This window comes from Halomonas beimenensis, assembly GCF_002549795.1.
Lineage (GTDB): Bacteria > Pseudomonadota > Gammaproteobacteria > Pseudomonadales > Halomonadaceae > Halomonas > Halomonas beimenensis.
The window spans coordinates 2,678,870-2,697,482 of record NZ_CP021435.1 but is presented as its reverse complement, the minus strand read 5'-3'; the positions used below and the strand labels follow the sequence as shown (position 1 = coordinate 2,697,482).

The window sequence follows — 18,613 nt, the reverse complement described above, 5'->3', positions numbered from 1 at the left end:
GCGGCGCCTCGCGCGGCGTCGTATATTCCCGCCACGAGAACCTGCCACGGCCGTGCGCGGCGTGGGTCCCTACACACGCCTCCCGCTCGAGACGATCGCTGATGTCACGGCAATTGCTGCTCATGGCCCTGGCCCCACTGCTGGGCCTCTTCATCCTGGGAATCGGCAACGGCTTCCTGGCCACCCTGATCACCCTGCGCCTGGACGCCGCCGGCGAGTCCCCCGTGGTCATCGGCTGGGTCTCCTCGGCCTACTTCATCGGCCTGGCCCTGGGGGCCATGCTCAACGACCGACTGCTGCTGGCCATCGGGCATATCCGCGCCTACGGCAGCTTCGCCTCCCTGGTGGCGGTCACCGTGCTGCTGCAGGGGCTGCTCTTCGATCCCACCGCCTGGTTCGTGCTGCGCCTGATCGGCGGCTGGGCCACCGTGGGGGTCTTCCTGGTCATCGAGAGCTGGCTGCTCACCGCCGGGGACGCCACCGTCCGGGGGCGTCTGCTGGCGCTCTACATGATCGCCCTCTATGCCGCCGGGGTACTCGGCCAGCTGCTGCTCGGCGTCACCGACGCCATGGGGCCCACCGCGCCCTTCATGATGATCGGCCTGCTGGCCTCGCTGTCGGTGCTGCCCATGGCGATGATCCCGCGCGTCACCCCGTTGATCGAGAAAGCCGAGCCGCTCTCGCCGTTGCGCCTGATCACCCTGACCCCCACCGGCGTGGTGGGCAGTTTCGGCTCGGGGCTGGCCGTGGCGGCGGTCTATACCCTGCTGCCGCTCTACCTGCAGCGGATCGGCTTCGGGGTGGACCGGGTCGGCCAACTGATGGCGGTGATGGTGCTCGGCGCGATGCTGCTGCAGTACCCGGTGGGGCGCTGGTCGGATCGTCACGACCGCCAGATGGTGCTGATCGGCCTCGGGGGCTTCTGCGCGCTGATCTCCGCCGGGATCCTGTTCCTGCCGCTGCCTTCCTGGGGGCTGGCCGCGCTGCTCTTCCTGCTCGGCGGTGGCGTCTTCTCGCTCTATCCAGTGGCGGTCAGCCACTCCGCCGACCGGGCCCCGGCCGGCGCCCTGGTGCGCATGAGCCAGGGCCTGCTGCTGATCAATGCCATCGGGTCGACGCTGAGCCCGCCGATGATCAGCCCGGTGATGACGGTGGTCGGCGACACGGGGCTGTTCTGGTCCCTGGGGGCGCTGGGGGTGACGCTGGTGGGCTTCTTTGCCTGGCGGCGCCATGTGCGTCCGGCGCCGGTGCCGGTGGCGCCCTTCTCGCCCTCGACGCCGATCACCGCCGCCGGTGCCGAGCTGGCGGTGACCGAGGCGTGGGTCCAGGGGGCGCTGGAGCACGAGCATGTCGAGGACCTGTCCGATGCGGTTCCCGATGTCGAGGTGGCCGAGCCGCTGGTGGGGCCCCCGCCCCCGGACGAGCCGCATATCGTCTACTACGACGAAGAGGAAGACGCCGCAGGGGCGAGCGACGATGGCGATGCCACGGAGGCGGTTTCTCGGGCGGAGGCCTATCGGACCTGATCGTCGAGGGCGCCCCGCCAGCCTCCTGAGCGGGCTGTGCCGCACCGAGCGGCCCGGGCCGAATCGACTTAGGGCTAATGGTCAATGCGAGGGTAGTGAATCTACTATCGCCGCTATCATTTTCCCTAAGGTGTTGCCCATGACTCCCTTCGTGCCCCCCGTCCGCGATATTCGCTTCGTGCTCGAGGAACTCCTCGAGCACGGCTCGCTGTCCCTGCCCGGCTTCGAGGAGGCCACGCCCAAGCTGGTGGAGGCCGTGCTGGAGGAGGCGGCACGCCTGGCCGGCGAGGTCTGGGCGCCGCTCAACGCCGGCGGGGACCGCCAGGGGTGCACGCGCCGCGACGACGGCGGCGTGAGCGTGCCGGACGGCTTCGCCGAGGCCTATCGGGCCTACGCCGAGGGCGGGTGGAACGGCATCGGCGTGGCCGAGGCCCACGGCGGCCAGGGCCTGCCCGGGGTGGTGGCCAGCGCCGTCCAGGAGATGCTGCATGGCGCCAACATGGCGCTGGGGCTGTGCCCCATGCTCACCGCCGGTGCCATCGAGGCCCTGATCCAGCACGGCAGCGCCGACCAGCAGGCGCGCTACCTGACGCCGCTGGTGGAGGGGCGCTGGACCGGCACCATGAACCTCACCGAGCCCCAGGCGGGCTCCGACCTCTCCAAGGTGCGCACCCGGGCGGTGCCCTGTACCGAGGAGCCGGGGCGCTATCGCCTGTATGGGCAAAAGATCTTTATCACCTGGGGCGAGCACGACTGCGCCGAGAACATCGTTCACCTGGTGCTGGCGCGCACCCCGGACGCTCCCGAGGGCAACAAGGGCATCTCGCTGTTCCTGGTGCCCAAGTTCCTGGTCAACGACGACGGCTCCCTGGGGGCGCGCAACGACGTGGTCTGCTCGGGGCTGGAGCACAAGCTCGGCATCCACGGCTCGCCCACCTGCGCGCTGAGCTTCGGCGAGCGGGACGGGGCCATCGGCTACCTGGTCGGCGAGCAGGGCCGCGGGCTCAACCACATGTTCACCATGATGAACGAGGCTCGCCACAAGGTCGGCATCGAGGCCATCGGGGTCGCCGAACGCGCCTGTCAGCAGGCCGTCGCCTATGCCCTGGAGCGCATCCAGGGGCGCCGTGACGGGCAGGAATGCGCCATCGCCGAGCACCTGGACGTCAAGCGCATGCTGCTCTCCATGCGGGCCCGTACCGATGCCCTCCGGGCCCTGGCGCTGAGCTGCGCGGCCGACATGGACCGGGCCCGCCACGCCCAGGATGCCGCCGAACGCGAGGCGGCCCAGGCCCGGGTCGAGGTGTTGATCCCGGTGATCAAGGCCTTCTCCACCGACCAGGGCGTGGACATCGCTTCGCTGGGCGTGCAGGTCCACGGCGGCATGGGCTACGTCGAGGAGACCGGTGCCGCCCAACTGCTGCGCGATATTCGCATCACCCCCATCTACGAGGGAACCAACGGCATCCAGGCCCTGGACCTGGCCGGCCGCAAGCTGGGCCGCGACGGCGGCGCCGCCCTGTCCGCGCTGGTCGGCGAGGTGGAGGCCACCGCCGAGGCACTGGCCGCCAGCCCCGACCTCCGAGCCCTGGGTGAGAGCCTCGCCGCCGGTGCCGCCGACCTGCGCGCCGCCATGGCCCGGGTACTGGAACACGGCCGCGATGCCGACGCCCTCCAGGCCGTCGCCACCCCCTTCCTGTCCCTGACGGGCCATGTGCTCTGCGCCTGGCAGATGGGCCGCGCCGCCCTCAAGGCCGAGGCCACCCTGGCCGCCGGCAGCACGGACGCCTTCTACACCACCAAGCTGGCGGCCGCCGATCATGCCCTGCGTCAGTGGTTGCCGATCGGCCGCGCCCAGCGAGCGGTCATCGAGGCCGCCCCGGCGCGCCTGGCCTCGCTGGACCCGGCCTCGCTCTGAGCCCGCCCGTCGCCGGCCCGGCCGGCGACGCTTTCCGTCTCTCCCGGCCGCCGGCCGCCCGTTCCCACTGGAGCCCATCATGACCCCGAGCATCTTCGACCAGGGCCTGCCCCCGACCCCGGCCAACCACGTGGCCCTCTCGCCGCTGACCTTCATCGAGCGCAGTGCGACGATCTATCCCGACTATCCGGCGGTGGTGCACGGCGACACCCGCCGCGACTGGGCCACCACCTGGACGCGCTGCCGTCGCCTGGCCTCGGCGCTGGAGCGCCGCGGCGTCCGGCCCGGCGAGACGGTGGCCGCCATGCTGCCCAACGTGCCGGCCATGTTCGAGGCCCACTTCGGGGTGCCGCTGATGGGCGGGGTGCTCAATACCCTCAACATTCGCCTGGATGCCGCGGCCATCGCCTACATGCTCGAGCACGGCGAGGCCAGGGTGATCCTGGTCGATCCCGAGTTCAGCGCCGTGATCGAAGAGGCCGTGGCCGGGCTGGCGCACCCGCCGCTGATCATCGACGTGGACGATGCCGAGTATGCCGAGGGGCCGCGACGCATCGGCGAGTTGGAGTACGAGGCGCTGCTGGCCGAGGGCGACCCCGACTACGCCTACCGGCTGCCCGAGGACGAGTGGCAGGCCATCTCGCTGAACTACACCTCCGGGACCACCGGCAAGCCCAAGGGCGTGGTCTATCATCACCGCGGCGCCTATCTGAACGCGGTGAGCAACGTCCTCGAGTGGGCCATGCCCCACCACCCGGTCTACCTCTGGACCCTGCCGATGTTCCACTGCAACGGCTGGTGCTTCCCCTGGACCATCGCCGCGAACGCCGGGGTCAACGTCTGCCTGCGCAAGGTCGAGGCCAAGAAGGTCATGGACCTGATCGCCGACGAGGGCGTGACCCACTTCAGCGGCGCACCGATCATCCTCAATGGGCTGGTCAACCTGCCGGCGACAGACAAGCGAGCCTTCGATCACCCGGTGAAGGTCACCACCGCCGGGGCCGCCCCGCCGGCCTCGGTGATCGCCGGGGTCGAGTCCCTGGGTATCGAGGTCACCCACGTCTACGGCCTCACCGAGGTCTACGGGCCGGTGACGGTCTGCGCCTGGCACGAGGCCTGGAACGAGTTGCCCCCGGAGGAACGGGCGCGCCTCAAGGCTCGCCAGGGCGTGCGCTACCACATGCTCGAGGCGCTGTGCGTGGCCGATCCCGACACCCTGGTGCCGGTGCCGAAGGATGGCGCCACCGTCGGCGAGATCCTGATGCGCGGCAACAACGTGATGAAGGGCTATCTCAAGAACGAGGCGGCCACCCGCGAGGCCCTCGAGGGTGGCTGGTACCACACCGGCGACCTGGCGGTGTGGCATCCCGACGGCTACATCGAGATCAAGGACCGCGCCAAGGACATCATCATCTCCGGCGGCGAGAACATCTCCACCATCGAGGTGGAGGACGCCCTCTATGCCCATCCGGCGGTGGAGGAGGCCGCGGTGGTGGCCCGGCCCGACGAGAAGTGGGGCGAGACGCCCTGCGCCTTCGTCAAGCTCAAGGCGGAGGCCGGCCCGGTCACCGAGCGCGAGATCATCGATTACTGCCGGGCGCGGCTGGCCCATTTCAAGGCGCCCAAGACGGTGATCTTCACCGAGCTACCGAAGACCTCCACCGGCAAGATCCAGAAATTCCTGCTGCGCGAGCAGGCCCGGACCCAGTAGGCTGGGACGGCAACATGCCCCCGGGCCTTGCCCGAGGAGTCGACGAGCGCAGACGCTTTTCCGGCAGGGCCTCTTGCCCGGGCGCCGTCGGAGGGCGGCGCCCCAGCCGTCAACCCAAGCGAAGGAGAGAGCAGCAATGAGTCAACGACCGATCGGCGTGGTGGGCGCCGGCACCATGGGGCAGGGCATCGCCCAGGTGCTGGCGACGAGCGGTTTTCCGGTGCGGCTGTACGACATGGCCGAGGACGCCCTGGAGCGCGCCCGGGGGGCCATCGACAAGGGCCTGGGCAAGCTCGTGGCCAAGGAGAAGATGAGCGAGGGCGACCGGGATGCGGCCCTGGAGCGACTGGCCGCCACCACGGCGCTGGAGGACCTGGCCGACTGCGCGGTGGTCATCGAGGCCGCCCCGGAGCAGCCCGAGCTCAAGGAGCGGCTCTTCCGCGACCTGAGCCGCCTGAGCGAGGACGCCATCCTGGCCTCCAACACCTCCTCGCTGTCGCTGACTCGCCTCGCCGCGGTCGCCGAGCGCCCGGAGCGGGTGGTCGGCATGCATTTCTTCAATCCCGTGCCGGTGCTCAAGCTGGTCGAGGTGATCCGCGCCGAGCAGACCAGCGACGACACCGTGGCACGCATCGAGGCGCTGGCCGAGGCCCTGGGCAAGACCGCCGTGCGGGTGGGGGACTCCCCGGGCTTCGCCGTCAATCGCCTGCTGGTGCCGATGATCAACGAGGCGGCCTTCCTGGTGCAGGAGGGCGCGGCCACCCCCGAGGCCGTGGACCGGGCCATGAAGCTGGGGGCGGCCCATCCCATGGGCCCGCTGGCGCTCGCCGACCTGATCGGCCTGGACGTCTGCCTGGCGATCATGGAGGTGCTGCAGGAAGGCTTCGGCGACCCCAAGTACCGGCCCTGTCCGCTGCTTCGCCGCATGGTCGATGCGGGCTACCTGGGACGCAAGTCCGGGCGCGGTTTCCATGCCTATTCGTGAGCTCGACAAAAGGCGGGATTGCCGACCAACCTAGCGTTCGCTAGGGTGAGGGCGCATCGTCGTCACTTTCCATCACGAGGAGCCATCATGAGCGAGCAGCTGATCGAGGTGCAGGACAACGCCGGCGTCGTCCGCCTGACCATCAACCGGCCCAAGGCGCTCAACGCCCTGAACAGCGAGGTCATCGACAAGCTGGGCTCGATCCTGGACGGGCTCGAGACCCATGACGACCTGCGCGCCGTGCTGATCACCGGCGCCGGGGAGAAGGCCTTCGTCGCCGGTGCCGACATCACCGAGATGCGCGACAAGACCCCCGAGCAGGCTCGCGAGTTCGCCGGCCAGGCGCTGCGCACCATCAAGCGGCTGGAGACCCTGCCGGTGCCGGTGGTCGCGTTGGTCAACGGCTTCTGCCTGGGCGGTGGCTGCGAGCTGGCGCTGGCCTGCGACTGGGCGGTGGCCAGCGACAACGCCGTCTTCGGCCAGCCGGAGGTGCTGCTCGGCGTGATTCCCGGCTTCGGCGGCACCCAGCGCCTGCCGCGCCGTGTCGGCCCGGCCATGGCCCTGGACCTGGTCACCACCGGCCGCAAGATCGACGCCAGTGAGGCGCTGCGCATCGGCCTGGTCAACCGGGTGATGCCCCAGGCCGAGCTAGAGGACTACGTGGCCGAGCTCACCAAGCAACTGGGCGGCAACGGCCCGAAGTCGGTGCGCGCGGCCAAGCAGGCGGTTCATGACGGCATGGACCAGGACCTGGACAGCGCGCTCGCGCTGGAGACCAGCCTGTTCGCGCTGTGCTTCGCCGGCGAGGAGCAGACCGAGGGCATGTCCGCCTTCGTCGAGAAGCGCAAGCCGAACTTCTGAGCCGGCCGAGCCGGAGTGGAAGCGGCGGCCGTGGTGGCGACACCACGGCCGCTTGCGTATCCGCCCGGGGGTCAGGACAGGGGCGCGACCCCCTGTCCCGCCAGTTCGGGGAAGGCGTCGTGCATGGTCAGCTCGACGGTGTTTTCCCGGGCCCCCAGGAACTCGGGCCGCCGCATGGGCGCCGCGTAGGGGTCCTCCAGGGTGTTGTCCACACTGTTGTAGACGAAGAAGAGGTTGGAGCGCGGCCAGGGCGACATGTTCTCGTTCGAGGCGTGCAGGGTGTTGCACTCGAACAGCAGCAGCGATCCCGCCGGCCCCTTGGGGGCCTGGATGCCGCCATGCTCGGCAAGCCGGGCGAGGGCCTGGCGGTCCGGCACCCCGATGCGCTGGGCCTTGAGCGACTCTTTCCAGTTCATCTCCGGCGTCTCGCCCACGCAGGGCACGAAGTAGCGGTGCGAGCCGGGTATCAGCATCAGCGGACCGTTGAACTCGTCGTTCTCGGTGAGCATCAGCGAGGCGCTTACCGCCCGCATGCGGGGCATGCCGTCCTCGGCGTGCCACGTCTCGAAGTCCGAGTGCCAGTCGAACCCGCTGCCTTGAAAACCGAACTTGTCGTTGATCCGGGACTGATGGATATACACCTCGCTGCCCAGCAGCTGACGCACCATGCCGAGGATGCGCGGATCCCGGGTCAGGCGGTCGAAACGCTCGGAGAGTTCATGCATGCCGAACACCGAGCGAATGGCGCCGCTGTGGGGGTCCTGGATGACCCGCTCGGAGCGCATCAGGGCATCGTCCCGGGCCATCTGACGCAGTTCCTCGAAGAAGGGCTCGGTGATGTCCCGGGAGAAGAACCCGTTGAACCACAGGAAGCCGTCGCGCTCGTAGCGCGACAGGGCCACCTCGTCCAGCGGGCCCTCCCAGCGCCTCTGGTTGCGCGAGTGGACGATGGGCTCGGCGCGGAGGAAAGGCGCCTCGTGTGTCTTGAGCCGGCTGGGGTAGGGATCCTGGCGATCACTCATCGAGATTGCCTCCTGGCCTGCGAAGCAGGCCCTGGCGACGGGGGCTGTGACGTGATGCGCGCGTCCCGGCGCTCCCCGTCGAGCAAGGATGGCCGTCTCGCTCCCTGAGAGACGGGCTACCTGTCACCCTTGCGGTCGGGAGCGGGGAATTCAAGTCGCCGCTTGAGGCGCTCGACCAGGGCCTCCATGCGGGACACGTGGCTGCCGTGCCAGTAGACCTGGCCGCAGCGGTCGCATTGCAGGAAGTCGTCCACGTAGCGCCGCGTCAGCGGTTCCAGGCGGTGATCCACGTCGGCCTTGTGGACCGGCACGAGCCGGCCGTTGCACCGGGTGCAGCGGGTGAAGGGAGCGAGCTCGTCCCGCAGGTCGAAGGCGCGGGCGACCTCCTCCAGCTGGTCGAAGGGATCGTCGGCGCGCACGAAGCGCCCCAGGGCGATGCGCTTGCGCTTGAGCAGGTTGCGGTCCCTGGTCAGCAGTATGCGTCCCTCCGTCTCGGCCCGGGCGGCCAGCTCGGCGTCGCCGGCGTGGTTGCGGTAGTGGCAGTCGATCCCCAGCAGGCGCAGGTAGCGGGCCAGCCGGCCCAGGTGGACGTCGAGCAGGAAACGCCGCGGCCGGGGCAGGGGCGGGCGCAGGTGGCGGGGGGGCGCCAGCGGAAGGGGCGCGCCGGGAGGATAGACGTGCACCTCGTCGCCGCCGCGGAGGTGATAGTCGAAGCCCACGGAGGCGCCGTCCACCAGGATGACGTCCACCTCCGGGTGAGGCACCCCGAGGGCCTCGATGACGTCCTTGATCGCGGCCCGGCGATCCACCTCATAGGCCAAGGCGCGATGCCGCCGCTCGGCAGGCAGGAAGTCGTTCAGCTCGTCGTGGAAGCGGAAACGGGCCTCGGCCATGGGGCGATCCTGGGAAACGGTGGGCCTCGGCCTCAGTCTAGGCGGCGCGGCTCCCTGCGGCCGACGGCTGCCGTCCGGGGCCGTCGCCATACCCCGGTGGTGATCGCCGTGCCGGTCAGGGTGATGGCCATGCCGGCGACGATCTGCAGGCTGAGCGTCTCGCCCAGCAGCACATAGCCCCACAGCAGGGCGCTCACCGGGACCAGGAAGGTGACGGTGGAGGTGGCCGTGGCCCCGGCGCTGGCGATCAGCCCGAAGAACAGCAGGAAGCCCAGGGTGGTGCTGAACACCGCCAGGCCCAGGCCGTTGGCCCAGCCCTGCCAGCTGATGGCGGCCTCCGGCCACAGCCACAGCCCCGGGATCAGCAGCACCACCGCCGACATCGCGCAGCTGCCCGCCGCCAGCACCCGTACCGGCAGATGGGACAGACGGGTCTTGGAGTAGTTGCCGGCGATGCCGTAGCAGAAGGTGGCACCTAGGACCGCCAGGATGAACCAGCCGTCGCCGCCCAGGGCGAAGTCCAGCCGGTCCGCGGACAGCACGTAGACGCCGAGGAAGGCCAGCGCCAGCCCCAGGTACTGGCGTCGCCGTACCGGGGTGGCGAAGAACAGCGCGCCGAGCAGGGCGGTGAACAGCGGCGTGGTGGCATTGATCAGCGAGGTGAAGCCCGCCTCCAGGCGAGTGGTGGCCAGGGCCAGCAGCGAGAAGGGCAGCACGTGGTTGACCAGCCCGAGCAGGGTCAGCCGGCCCAGGTTCTCCCAGGCCAGTCGCAGGTAGGTCGGGCCCAGCAGCAGCGGCACCATCAGCAGGGCGCCGACGCCCATGCGCACCAGGATCAGCGGCACCGGACCGAATTCCGGCACCGCCACCCGCATGAAGATGAAGGACATGCCCCACAGCGAGGAGAGCAGGATCAGGCGGAGGCTATCGGCCGGGGTCATGGGCGCTTCCCTTCGAGGCGACGTTGGAAGTGGCAAAAAATAAGCATGTTAATGGCTTGGCCGGGCGCTTGAAACCCTGCCTTCCCCGTCTCCGGCACTATGCTGATGGCAGCGGGCGATTCCTGCCATCCCGGGCTGGCGACTCGCCCGGGAGATCACGAGGGGGCATGAACATGGGCAAGCGGGCATTGATCGTGGGGGCGAGCGGGGGAATCGGCCGAGGCATCGCCGGTCGCCTCGCCGCCGACGGCTGGCACATCCTGGCGCAGGGGCGCCGGTCGATGGCCCTGAACGAGACTCTTGAGGCCGTGCGCCAGGCGGGCGGCGAGGGGCAAACCTTCGAGGCGGAGCTCGACGACATGAGTCAGGTGGCGGCGCTGGCGGCCTGGGCCCGTGAGGCGGGGCCGCTCCAGGCGGTGATCTGGTCCGCCGGCGGCGGGCGCTCCGTCGCGACCGGCCCCGAAGCGATCGCCGAGTGGGAGCGTACCCTGGCCACCGCGCTGCATGCGCCCATGCAACTGGCGGCGCACACCCTGGCCTCGCTGCAGGCCACCCAGGGCGCCTATCTGTTCGTCTGCGGCATGTACGCCAAGATGGGGGTGGCGCGCATGGCCGCCCATTGCGCCGCGCGCCATGGCCTGGAGGGCTTCGCCAAGGCACTGTTCGAGGAGGTACGCGAGAGCGGGGTCGGCGTCACCCTGATCCATCCCGGCTTCGTCCACTCCCGGCTCACCGCCTCGGACCGGCTGGATCCGGCGAAGATGATCCGGGTGGCTGATATCGCCGAGACGGTGGCCATGGCGCTGGCTCTCTCGCCCCAGGCCTGTGTGACCGAGCTGACGGTGCGGCCGCAGCGCTCGCCCTATCGGCCCGGGGGCACCGGCTGACGCGAGCCCGGCGGTTCCCTCGAGGCCGGGTGCGTGTCATCGTCGAGAGGTGAGGCCATCGGCAAGGACGCATAACCACACGGAGGTGACCATGAAGACCATCGGCCTGCTCGGCGGCATGAGCTGGGAATCCACGGAGAGCTACTACCGCGCCCTGAACGAGGGCGTGAAGGAGGCGCTGGACGGGCTGCATTCGGCCCGAGTGGCGATGGTCAGCGTCGACTTCGCGGAGATCGAGGCGCTGCAGCGCGAGGACCGCTGGGACGAGGCGGGCGAGCGGCTCGCCGAGGCGGCCCGGCGCGTGCAGGCGGCGGGGGCGGACCTGCTGCTGATTGCCACCAACACGATGCACAGGGTGGCACCGCAGGTCGAGGCGGCCATCGACATCCCGCTGTTGCACATCGCCGATGCCACCGCCGAGAGGTTGCGCGAGGACGGCATGCGCCGGGTTGGCCTGCTGGGCACGCGCTTCACCATGGAGCAGGCCTTCTACAAGACACGGCTCACTGAAGGCTTCGGTATCGAGGTGCTGGTGCCCGAGCCGGACGAGCGGGAGGTGGTGCACCGGGTCATCTACGAGGAGCTCTGCCAGGGGCGCATCGAGGCCGCATCCAGGACCGAATTCCTCGCGATCATCGACGCCCTGCAGGAGCGCGGCGCCGAGGCGGTGATCCTCGGCTGCACCGAGATCGCGCTGCTGGTCGAGCAGGCCGATACCCCGGTCCCCCTCTACGACACCACGGCCCTGCATGCGGCGGCCGCGGTGGCCGCCGCCCTCGCCGAGGCATAAGCGTTCCGGGATTGATAGAGTAGCGGTATCCACCAACGCCAGGGAGGCAGGGATGCGCATCACTCAGCTCAACGTCTACCCGGTCAAGTCGCTGCAGGGCGTTGCCCTCGAGGCGGCGGCCCTCACCCCCCGCGGGCTGGCCTTCGACCGCCACTGGATGGTCGTCGACGACGACTTGCGTTTCGTCACCCAGCGCGAGCTGCCGGCCATGGCCCGGGTGGCGGTGCGTCTCACCGAGCAAGCCCTGGTGCTTGAGCACCCTCAGGCCGCCCCGCTGGAGGTGCCCCTCGCCGGCGACGTCCGGCCGCGCCTCACGGTGCGCGTCTGGAAGGACGTTTGCCAGGCCCTGGACGAGGGCGAGGCGGCAGCGGGCTGGCTCACCGAGGTGCTGGGCCGCTATCGCGGTGGCGGCCTGCGGCTGGTGCGTTTCCCGGGGGATCGTCGCCGCGAGGTCGAGACCGATCATCTCCAGGTCGGGGAGCGGGCCCATACCGCCTTCCCCGACGGCTATCCCTTCCTGGTGGCCAGCGAGGCCTCGCTGTCGGCGCTCAACGACCGACTCGCCGCCAAGGGACTGGAGGCCGTGCCCATGTCCCGCTTCCGCCCCAACCTCGTGGTGGACGGCGCCGAGCCCTTCGCCGAGGTCGACTGGGACGCGCTGACCGGCGAGACTGGCCTCCGCCTGGGCCTGCGCAAGCCCTGCAAGCGCTGCAAGATCATCACCCAGGATCAATGCACTGGCGACGCTCCGGTGCCCAAGGAGCCCCTCAGGACGTTGGTGGAGATGGACACCCAGCCGGGCTGGCGGGGCGCCTTCTTCGGTCAGAACGCCATCCTGCTGGACGGCGAGGGGGCGACCCTCGCCGTCGGCGACCGGCTGACCGCCACCCGCCGCTAAGCCCCTGGGTGGTACCCCTTACCGTGAAGATGCGTCCCTGCGGCTCGAGCCGGCCGGCCTCCTGGACCGGGACTGGGCCGCCGAACTGGTGCGGGCCAACATGGGCCAGGACTATCGTCGGCATGGCCTCGCCTGGGACCCGGCCGCCTTCGCCGCCCACTGGGCCGCCGGAGAGAACCTCCTGCTGTGGCTCGCCGGAGAGCCGGTCGGCTACCTGCGGCTCCATCATGGCGAGGACCGGTGCTATCTGCAGGACCTGCAGGTGGTGGTCGGGCGGCGCGGCCAGGGCCTGGGGAGCCGGGCGCTCGAGCGGGCCGGGGCGCTGGCCCGGGAGAAGGGGGCACGGGCGCTGCGTCTCAGGGTCTTCGCCGACAGCCCGGCCATCCGGTTCTATCGACGCCACGGCTTCGTCGAAGTCATGCATGACCCGCCGCTGGTCGGCATGGAATGCCGGACGCCCCACAAGGAACCGTGAACGATGCACATCCCCGATCATCTGCGCATGGCCGACCTCGCCGAGGTGCAGGCCTTCATCGACGCCCATTCCTTCGGGGTGCTGGTGACCCCGGACCTCGAGGCCACTCATCTGCCCTTCGTGCTGCGCCGGGAGGAGGGCGAGCTGGGGCGGCTCTATGGTCACGTCGCCCGGGCCAATCCCCACTGGCAGGCCCTGGAGGGCGCCGAGGCGCTGGTGGTGTTCGCGGGGCCGCACGCCTACGTCTCGCCTTCCTGGTACGACAGGGCGCCGGCGGTGCCGACCTGGAACTACGCCGTGGTGCATGCCCGAGGCCGGGCAAGGCGGCTGGACGAGGCCGGCACCCGCGAGGCGGTGCGTGAGCTGGTGGCGGTGCACGAGCCTGCCTTGCTCGAGGATCGCGAGCGCCTGCCCCCGGACTTCGAGACCCGCCTGCTCGCGGCGGTGGTGGGGTTCCGGATCGAGCTTACCGCGCTCGAGGGCAAGCACAAGCTGGGCCAGCATCGCCGCCCGGAGGATCAGCGCGGTGTCCATGCCGCCCTCGCCGAGTCCCCCGACCCCGAGGCGCGGCGCCTGGCCGACTACATGCGGGCCACCGGGATCGGCACAGGCGAGTAGGCCCCTGCCCGGGCCCTCATCGACTCTCGGCGCCGTGCAGGCGCTTGTGCAACGCATGGACGCGCTCGTCGAGCCCCTCGACGGGGCCTTCCACCCGGGCGCCGGGCACGACCTGCTGGATCGGCAACGGCGCCACCGGCGGCGGTTCGACCCCCAACTCGGCCAGCCAGCGGCCGAGCTGTTCGGACGAGCTGGCATAGACGATGCGCCCCAGTCCCACCCAGCCATGGGCGGCGGCACACATCGGACAGTGCTCCCCGGAGGTGTAGACGGTGGCGGCGGCGCGCGCCTCCGGGCTCAGGTGCTCGGCGGCCCAGCGGGCGATGGCGAATTCCGGATGCCGGGTGGCGTCGCCGGCGGCGACGCGGTTGCGGTCCTCGTAGAGGACCTCGCCATCGGCCGAGACCAGGATCGAGCCGAAGGGTTCGTCGCCGGCGACCAGGGCCTCCTCGGCGAGGGTCAGGCAATGTTCCAGGAATTTCGTGTCGTCGTCGCGGATCATGGGCGGTTCTCCGTCAGGGGCCTGTTACCTGGAGTGTAATGGCTCCCCGGCCGGGCTGTGCTAGCTTCAAGGGCATCGGTCGAGCCGGCTCAAGCGAGGTGGCGCCCCATGCTCTTCATCACCAACCGGTGTCCCCGCCAGAGCATCAAGACGAGAATCCATCGGAACTTCGATTTCGATCTCGCCGACAACGCCGCCGGCAACTCGGTGTTCTTCTGCGAGCGCCTGGGCCGCGATGTCTACGAGGAACTCGGCAGCCGACGCTTCCTCGACCGGGTCGCCGAGGAGAAGCATCGCCAGGTGCTCTTCTATGTCCATGGCGGGCATCGGCTGCCCGAAGACGTCTTTCCGCTGGCCGAGTCCCTGCAGGCGCTGTGCGAGGCCCAGGAGCCGGACGAGGTGCGGGTGGTGCCCTGGATCTGGCCCTGTGACGGGGATCGCGGCGTCGTGCACGAGGACTGGGACGATCGGGCCTCGGCGGATCTCAGCGGGTTCGCCTTCGCTCGCGCCCTGCAGCGGTTGCTGTACCGGCGCCTCGCCGACGACGGCACGGGCGCCGGGGGGCACCTCCCCAAGCCGCTGAGTCTGCTCGCCCATGGCCTTGGCGCCCGTGTGCTCGCCGAGAGCCTCCACCGCTGGCGGGTCCATCACCTGCCCCGGGGCGTGCCGATGCTGTTCCGGCATGTCTTCCTGGTCGCCGCCGACCTCGAGGACACCGCACTGGAGGCCGGCGGCATCGGTGAGGATATCGGTCATGTCGCCCGCCAGGTCACCGTCTACTTCGCCGCCGAGGATCCGGGGCTCACCTCCGGTGGCGTCCACCAGGTCGCCGCGTGCCGGCTCGGACATCGCGGCCCGGCCGACATGGGCCGGGTGCCGCGGCATGTCATCGCCGTGGATTGCGACGACGTCGGGCGGCGCCACGATCTCCGGCGGGAGCATGCCGACTTCCACGTCGGCCTGAGCCCCGCCGAGCCCGGCGTGGTCTTTCGGCATCTGTTCGCCGCCCTGATGGCGGGGCGCGTGTTCGCCGAGGACGAGACTCGACGATTGACCATTCTCAGGGAGGGCTGAGCCCGAGGAGTGCCCATGAGCATCAACCTGACTCCGGTCCTGCGCGAGGAATACGAGCGTCTCTTCGAGACCTGCCACATCCGCCCCGAGCGAAGCCGCAGCGTGGAGCAGGCCGCCGACCGGCTGCTGGAGCACCGCGAACGCTACCGCCAGGTCGGCGAGCGTCAGGGCGTGCCCTGGGTCTTCGTGGGGCTGGTCCATCAGATGGAATCCGGAGGCGACTTCGGCTGCCACCTGCACAACGGCGATCCCCTCACCGCGCGCACCGTGCATGTCCCGGCCGGTCGTCCTCGACGCGGCTCCCCTCCCTTCACCTGGGAAGACAGCGCTGTGGACGCGTTGGCCATGAAGCGCCTCAATCGACATCCCGACTGGAGCCTCGCGGGGCTGCTCTATCAGCTCGAGCGCTACAATGGCTGGGGCTATCGGCGCTTCCACCCGGAGGTGCTGTCGCCCTACCTGTGGAGTTTCTCGACTCACTACGACCGGGGGAAGTACGTGGCCGACGGCCGCTGGTCCGACACCGCCGTCTCCCGTCAGGCCGGGGCGGCGGTGATCCTGCGCCGCCTGGCCGAGCTCGGCGAGGTGGCCTTCCCCGAGCGCCCGGCGCGGGGCCCCCTCAAGCCTCTGGTGCCGCGCTATGCCATGCGTCGTTCCACGAAGGCCGAGACCGTGGCCCGGGTGGAGGCCCTGCAGCGCTGGCTGAACAGCTTCCCGAGCCTGTTCGTCGCCGTCGACGGCGTGCCGGGGCGGCGCACCTCCGAAGCCTATCGGCTGGCCACCGGTCATTACCTCCCGGGGGACCCGCGCATCGAGCAGGGGTAGGGCTCAGGCGTCCGGCAGGGGCGGCACCAGCCCGAGGGCGGTGACCATGCGCACCAGTTCCGCCAGGTTGGCGGCCCCCAGTGCCTTCATGGCGCGCAGCCGGTAGATCTCCACCGTCTTGGCGCTGATGTCCAGCCGATCGGCGATCGCCCGGCTGGTCAGGCCCTCGGCGACCAGCACCAGGATCTCGCGTTCTTTGGGCCTCAGGGCATCGAACCGCTCGCGAAGGGCGTCGAGACGCTCGCGCTCCCGGCGGCGACGACCGTGCTCGGCCAGCGCTTGCTGGACCAGGTCGATGAGCTGCTGATGGTTGAAGGGTTTCTCGACGAAGTCGAAGGCCCCGGCCTTGAGGGCGGTGACCGCCATGGGCACGTCCCCGTGGCCGGTCATGAAGATGACCGGCGAGGTATCCCCGCGCTCGACCAGGCGCTGCTGAACCTGCAGGCCGGAGAGGCCGGGCATCCGCACGTCGAGCAACACCAGGTCGTGGGCCTCGGGCCCGGCATCCAGGAAGGCCTCGCCGTCGGGGTAGGGCAGGGGGGTCAGGCCCACGGATTCGAGCAGCCAGGACAGGGATTCGCGCAGGGCCGCGTTGTCGTCGACGACGGCGATGCGGGCAGGCGCTCGAGGGGACTCGGTCACACGGAGGCTCCGGCGATGGCTAGCGGGATGCAGGCGCAGTGTACCGCCTGGGGGCCTCCTCGACCACGTGCTCCGGCGGCGAGCCGTAGCAGCCTGTCGGGTTTGACCGATCATCACGAGAATCACGGATTTCGTATCAAGTTGGCCGAAAGACCGGGATTCGCAGTAGATCAGCGTTAAGTCCGACAGGCTGCTAGCCTGTGGGAGGCGGCCGCGAGCGGCGACCGCCGAGGCGACAGGGAGGAGAGACGATGCGGCAGTTCCCCCACGAGACGGGCGACGCCGGTGCGGGCGAGCCGACCGGGACGGAGCGCCCCGAACCCGGCGCCCGGGCGGCCGAGACGCTGGATCGTGCCTTCAATGCCAGCCTGGCGCGCTGGACCGCAGGCATCTCGCCGGCGGGACTCGCCAGCCTCTATGGCGAGTGGCTGATGCATCTGGCGCTGGCGCCGGGCAAGCAGCTCGAGCTCGGCGAGAAGGCCGCCCGCAAGACCGCGCGGATGGCCCGCTACGTGCAGCGCCTGGCCACCGATCCCGCCTGCGAACCCTGCATCGAACCCATGGTGCAGGATCGCCGCTTCCGCAGTGCCGCCTGGCAGCAGTGGCCCTACAACCTGATGTACCAGTCGTTCCTGCTGACGCAGCAGTGGTGGCACAACGCCACCACCGAGGTCCCCGGCCTGCCGGCGCCGAGAGAGCAGGCGATCAACTTCGTGGTGCGCCAGTGGCTGGATCGCTGGTCCCCGTCCAACCTGCCGTGGACGAACCCGGAAGTCGCCGCCGTGACCCTGGCCACCGGTGGCCAGAACCTGGTTCAGGGCTGGCATAACCTGGTCGAGGATTGGGAGCGGGCGATGTCCGGCAAGCCCCCGGTAGGGGCGGAGGGCTTCCGCGTGGGACGCGAGCTCGCCACCACCCCGGGCAAGGTGGTGTACCGCAATCACCTGATGGAGCTGATCCAGTACGCTCCCGCCACCCGACGGGTCCAGGCCGAGCCGGTGCTGATCGTGCCGGCCTGGATCATGAAGTACTACGTCCTCGACCTGCAGCCCGGCGCCTCCCTGGTCGAGTACCTGGTCGCGCAGGGTCACACGGTCTTCATGATCTCCTGGCGCAACCCGGACTCGGAGGACCGCGACCTGGGCATGGCGGACTACCGCCGGCTGGGGCCCATGGCCGCCCTCGACGTGATCGGCGAGATCACCGGCTGCGGGCGGGTGCACGGCGTGGGCTACTGCCTGGGCGGGACCCTGATGTCGATCGCCGCGGCGGCCATGGCCCGGGACGGCGACGACCGCCTCGCCAGCCTCACCACCCTGGCCACCCAGGTGGACTTCACCGAGGCCGGGGAGCTGATGCTGTTCATCGGCGAAAGTCAGGTCGCCTACCTGGAGAGCATGATGTGGGACCAGGGCTACCTGGACGGCTACCAGATGGCCGGCGCCTTCCAGATCCTGCGTTCCAACGACCTGATCTGGTCGCGGGTGGTGCACGAGTACCTGCTCGGCCGGCGCCAGTCGATGAACGCCCTGATGGCCTGGAACGCCGATCTCACCCGCCTGCCCTATCGCATGCATTCGGAGTACCTGCGTCGGCTGTTCCTCGACAACGACCTGGCCAGTGGCCGCTATGTGGTGGGCGGCCACCCGGTGGCGATCAGCGACATCCGGGTGCCGATCTGCGCCGTGGCCACCACCGGCGATCACGTGGCGCCCTGGCGCTCGGTGTACAAGATCCACCTGCTCGCCGATGCCGACGAGGTGACCTTCCTGCTGACCAATGGCGGCCACAACGCCGGCATCATCAGCGAACCCGGCCACCCGGGACGGCACTACCGGCAGCATACCCTGAAGGCCAGCGATCACTATCTCGACCCGGATCGCTGGCAACAGACGGCGACGACCCACGAGGGCTCCTGGTGGCCGGCCTGGCACGACTGGCTGACCGAACGTTCCTCCGGGGAGGTGGCGCCCCCGCCGATGGGCGGCGAACGCTACCCGCCCCTGGGGGAGGCCCCCGGCCGTTACGTGGCCATGCCCTGAGGC

The 18,613-nt window shown here is 70.1% G+C and carries 18 protein-coding genes; 13 read left to right on the top strand and 5 right to left on the bottom strand.

The annotated features are described in order from the left end of the window. Positions 1–101: 101 nt before the first annotated feature. The 5 genes from BEI_RS12625 to BEI_RS12605 all read left to right on the top strand — a co-directional run bounded on the left by BEI_RS12625 (position 102) and on the right by BEI_RS12605 (position 7,001). Positions 102–1,526 carry an MFS transporter gene (locus BEI_RS12625; protein ID WP_097789852.1) on the top strand — a complete coding sequence of 475 codons (1,425 nt, stop codon included), beginning with the start codon at positions 102–104 and terminating at the stop codon, positions 1,524–1,526. A 139-nt stretch (positions 1,527–1,665) separates the two neighbouring features. Further along, on the top strand, positions 1,666–3,444 hold the full coding sequence (locus tag BEI_RS12620) for an acyl-CoA dehydrogenase (RefSeq protein ID WP_097789851.1): 1,779 nt from the start codon (positions 1,666–1,668) through the stop codon (positions 3,442–3,444). A gap of 79 nt (positions 3,445–3,523) precedes the next feature. Then, positions 3,524–5,155: an acyl-CoA synthetase gene (locus BEI_RS12615; RefSeq protein WP_097789850.1), complete on the top strand. Its 1,632-nt coding sequence runs from the start codon at positions 3,524–3,526 to the stop codon at positions 5,153–5,155. A gap of 136 nt (positions 5,156–5,291) precedes the next feature. Continuing rightward, positions 5,292–6,140 carry a 3-hydroxybutyryl-CoA dehydrogenase gene (locus BEI_RS12610; protein WP_097789849.1) on the top strand — a complete coding sequence of 283 codons (849 nt, stop codon included), beginning with the start codon at positions 5,292–5,294 and terminating at the stop codon, positions 6,138–6,140. 87 nt (positions 6,141–6,227) lie between these two features. Continuing rightward, positions 6,228–7,001: an enoyl-CoA hydratase-related protein gene (locus BEI_RS12605; RefSeq protein WP_097789848.1), complete on the top strand. Its 774-nt coding sequence runs from the start codon at positions 6,228–6,230 to the stop codon at positions 6,999–7,001. Between the two features lie 71 nt (positions 7,002–7,072). Here BEI_RS12605 and thpD read toward each other — a convergent pair whose 3' ends face one another. The 3 genes from thpD to BEI_RS12590 form a co-directional block, all read right to left on the bottom strand. Further along, positions 7,073–8,023 (bottom strand): ectoine hydroxylase, encoded by a 951-nt coding sequence (gene thpD, locus BEI_RS12600; protein WP_097789847.1) that lies wholly within the window; start codon positions 8,021–8,023, stop codon positions 7,073–7,075. A gap of 116 nt (positions 8,024–8,139) precedes the next feature. Beyond that, positions 8,140–8,916, bottom strand: a complete 777-nt coding sequence (locus BEI_RS12595) for a Mut7-C RNAse domain-containing protein (protein WP_097789846.1) — start codon at positions 8,914–8,916, stop codon at positions 8,140–8,142. A gap of 32 nt (positions 8,917–8,948) precedes the next feature. Continuing rightward, entirely contained in the window at positions 8,949–9,857 is a 909-nt protein-coding gene (locus tag BEI_RS12590; RefSeq protein ID WP_097789845.1) for a DMT family transporter, read from the bottom strand. Positions 9,858–10,024: 167 nt separating this feature from the next. Between BEI_RS12590 and BEI_RS12585 the strand changes: the two genes are divergently transcribed. The 5 genes from BEI_RS12585 to BEI_RS12565 all read left to right on the top strand — a co-directional run bounded on the left by BEI_RS12585 (position 10,025) and on the right by BEI_RS12565 (position 13,525). Next, positions 10,025–10,744, top strand: a complete 720-nt coding sequence (locus BEI_RS12585) for an SDR family NAD(P)-dependent oxidoreductase (protein ID WP_097789844.1) — start codon at positions 10,025–10,027, stop codon at positions 10,742–10,744. Positions 10,745–10,835: 91 nt separating this feature from the next. Then, positions 10,836–11,534 carry an aspartate/glutamate racemase family protein gene (locus tag BEI_RS12580; RefSeq protein WP_097789843.1) on the top strand — a complete coding sequence of 233 codons (699 nt, stop codon included), beginning with the start codon at positions 10,836–10,838 and terminating at the stop codon, positions 11,532–11,534. A 52-nt stretch (positions 11,535–11,586) separates the two neighbouring features. Further along, complete coding sequence (locus BEI_RS12575; RefSeq protein WP_097789842.1) at positions 11,587–12,432, top strand: MOSC domain-containing protein; 846 nt, start codon at positions 11,587–11,589, stop codon at positions 12,430–12,432. A gap of 100 nt (positions 12,433–12,532) precedes the next feature. Continuing rightward, entirely contained in the window at positions 12,533–12,907 is a 375-nt protein-coding gene (locus tag BEI_RS12570) for a GNAT family N-acetyltransferase (protein WP_097789841.1), read from the top strand. A 3-nt stretch (positions 12,908–12,910) separates the two neighbouring features. Continuing rightward, positions 12,911–13,525, top strand: a complete 615-nt coding sequence (locus BEI_RS12565) for an FMN-binding negative transcriptional regulator (RefSeq protein ID WP_097789840.1) — start codon at positions 12,911–12,913, stop codon at positions 13,523–13,525. Between the two features lie 16 nt (positions 13,526–13,541). On the opposite strand, the gene BEI_RS12560 is transcribed toward BEI_RS12565, so the two are convergent. Then, positions 13,542–14,027 carry a nucleoside deaminase gene (locus BEI_RS12560; RefSeq protein ID WP_097789839.1) on the bottom strand — a complete coding sequence of 162 codons (486 nt, stop codon included), beginning with the start codon at positions 14,025–14,027 and terminating at the stop codon, positions 13,542–13,544. Positions 14,028–14,135: 108 nt separating this feature from the next. Between BEI_RS12560 and BEI_RS12555 the strand changes: the two genes are divergently transcribed. Together BEI_RS12555 and BEI_RS12550 are read left to right on the top strand one after the other, a co-directional pair. Beyond that, entirely contained in the window at positions 14,136–15,101 is a 966-nt protein-coding gene (locus tag BEI_RS12555; protein WP_097789838.1) for an alpha/beta hydrolase, read from the top strand. Positions 15,102–15,116: 15 nt separating this feature from the next. Then, the gene (locus BEI_RS12550) at positions 15,117–15,926 is read left to right on the top strand and encodes a hypothetical protein (protein WP_097789837.1); all 810 of its coding nucleotides are present in this window, start codon (positions 15,117–15,119) and stop codon (positions 15,924–15,926) included. Between the two features lie 3 nt (positions 15,927–15,929). Here the strand turns inward: BEI_RS12550 and BEI_RS12545 are convergent, their stop codons facing one another. Further along, on the bottom strand, positions 15,930–16,568 hold the full coding sequence (locus tag BEI_RS12545; protein WP_227644472.1) for a response regulator transcription factor: 639 nt from the start codon (positions 16,566–16,568) through the stop codon (positions 15,930–15,932). 251 nt (positions 16,569–16,819) lie between these two features. Between BEI_RS12545 and BEI_RS12540 the strand changes: the two genes are divergently transcribed. Next, the gene (locus BEI_RS12540; RefSeq protein WP_097789835.1) at positions 16,820–18,610 is read left to right on the top strand and encodes a PHA/PHB synthase family protein; all 1,791 of its coding nucleotides are present in this window, start codon (positions 16,820–16,822) and stop codon (positions 18,608–18,610) included. The last annotated feature ends 3 nt before the right edge of the window (positions 18,611–18,613 follow it).